This is a genomic window from Acidiphilium iwatense (genome assembly GCF_021556475.1).
GTDB lineage: Bacteria > Pseudomonadota > Alphaproteobacteria > Acetobacterales > Acetobacteraceae > Acidiphilium > Acidiphilium iwatense.
The window spans coordinates 1-1,879 of record NZ_JAKGBZ010000127.1 but is presented as its reverse complement, the minus strand read 5'-3'; the positions used below and the strand labels follow the sequence as shown (position 1 = coordinate 1,879).

Sequence of the window (1,879 nt, the reverse complement as noted above, 5' to 3'; positions counted from 1 at the left end):
TGCCGACGCTTCGCCAACGCCCTCGCGGACGCCAGCGCACGGCTCGGGGCCGATGCGGGTTGCTACTCCTTCATCGTAGTGGACTTTCACCTCCTGCTCCTTGCCGGTCTCCCGGCGCACTCACCCTGATTGTCGCGCTACATCAGCACCAATATCGGCATCATCCGCGACCCTGGGCACGCCGAGCCCTGGATCTGCCGCGCCATGTCGGCCAAGCCCGGATATCTCACCACGCTCGACTACGCCAAGCGATGGGGTATCGAGCCGATGTTCTCCGACTTCAAGTCGCGCGGGTTCGGCATCGAGCAAACTCAGATTCAATATCCCAACCGCGTCGCCCGCCTGATCCTGGTGATGGCGCTCGCGCTCCATTGGGCGGTCTCCACCGGAATGTGGGACGCTGTACAAAATCCGTCTCCCGCTGAAAAAAGCCGCCAAACGCCAGCCCCGCAAAGTCGCCAGAAGCAAGCTCTCCTGGTTCACCAGGGGACTGCGAAAGCCCATGAAGCTCCTGCTGAAGGCGCTGCCGTTACCAAAACTCTGGGCTTGGCACGAAAGTGATGGATGGTGAGGGCGCCTGGCCTGATACCGAACAAGCCGCAATAGTGGTCCAACGGATAAACCGAGGGACAAATCACCAAGCTCGACCTCCTTGAGGCACGGCTGTTCGGCGCGAATTGAACCCACCTGCACCAAATCTGCGTCAGAGCCATTGTTCAACGCGATTTTACAATTTCAGAATTATTGAAGTTAAACCAACACATCCAGAAAGACCTACAATTCCAGTGATGAAAAGCGCGAAGGTAAGGCGAGAGACATAGCGTACCGCTAAGACACCGCAGATGCTTCCGAACGCCGCAAATGGCAATAACCATAAAATCGATGTAAACCAGGAAAACTTGGCGATATGTGCACCAAGTGCTACTGTGGTCGCCAGGAAATAACTTAACAGATTGAATGACACTAGAGCCGCGCGAGCTTCGTGGACATCCCAATTCTGAAAGGCGATAATTAGGGACGGTACCGGCCCTCCCATGCTTGTGGTGCCATTCAAAAGTCCTCCCAAGAATCCACCCGTCGCCAGAGTTCTGTACCCATCAGGAATTTTTAGAGGAAATTTAAATAATCGTAAAAAAGCAATTAGAAGAGCCAGAGTTGCAATGACAAGTTTGAGTGCTTGTATGTTCAAGAGCGTCCGTATTCCAATACCGAGTGGGGTTCCGATTGCGGTGGCCAGCAGGAGCGGAAGCGCATGTTTCCGTCGGAGGGCGCGACGGGCCTCGATCATTACCGCCGTACTGAGGATAAAGCCCAGGATCGGTGCAAGGAAAACCACTTCTTGCGGACTTCCAAAAATGAGGGAGAATATTGGCGTGAAGACAATGGCAAATCCGAAGCCTGAGAAACCCTGGACAAAGCCCGCCATGAAGGTGACGAGAGCGCCAAGAAGTAGCCATCCCTCTGGGATATTTGCAAACATTTCTATTTTAATAACGGCTTATTACGGCGTTGAGTCTTCTATTTTGACTTGGCAGCGTTGACATTTATTTGATCCAAATGAGCACGTTGACTGGGCCTCCAGAGGTATTCACTAATTTTGCGTCGAGGAAGATGTGCGGTTCATCCGTTTTTAGTTGCATCCACGGTGTAATCCTCTGTTATTTTATTTCTATTTTTATCCTTACGGAAAGGCTGAGTGCGATATGCTTGTATGTCGTAGAGTAGAGGGCCCCTTAATCAATACACGACGACGGAACGGATGCTTTCGCCGTTGCGCATGAGGTCGAAGCCGTGGTTGATCTGCTCGAAGGGGAGGGTGTGGGTGATCAGGTCGTCGATGTTGATTTTGCCGTCCATATACCAGTCGACGATCTTCGGC

The 1,879-nt window shown here is 52.7% G+C and carries 2 protein-coding genes and 1 pseudogene; 1 reads left to right on the top strand and 2 read right to left on the bottom strand.

The genetic code is table 11. The annotated features are described in order from the left end of the window. The first annotated feature begins 129 nt into the window (after positions 1 to 129). Positions 130 to 561, top strand: a complete 432-nt coding sequence (locus tag L2A60_RS20335; RefSeq protein WP_235706280.1) for a transposase — start codon at positions 130 to 132, stop codon at positions 559 to 561. A 166-nt stretch (positions 562 to 727) separates the two neighbouring features. Here L2A60_RS20335 and L2A60_RS20330 read toward each other — a convergent pair whose 3' ends face one another. Both L2A60_RS20330 and L2A60_RS20325 read right to left on the bottom strand, forming a co-directional pair. Continuing rightward, positions 728 to 1,480, bottom strand: coding sequence for a sulfite exporter TauE/SafE family protein (locus L2A60_RS20330; RefSeq protein WP_268920356.1), 753 nt, complete (start codon positions 1,478 to 1,480; stop codon positions 728 to 730). A 257-nt stretch (positions 1,481 to 1,737) separates the two neighbouring features. Beyond that, positions 1,738 to 1,879: pseudogene (locus tag L2A60_RS20325) on the bottom strand (S-(hydroxymethyl)glutathione dehydrogenase); the annotation flags it as partial.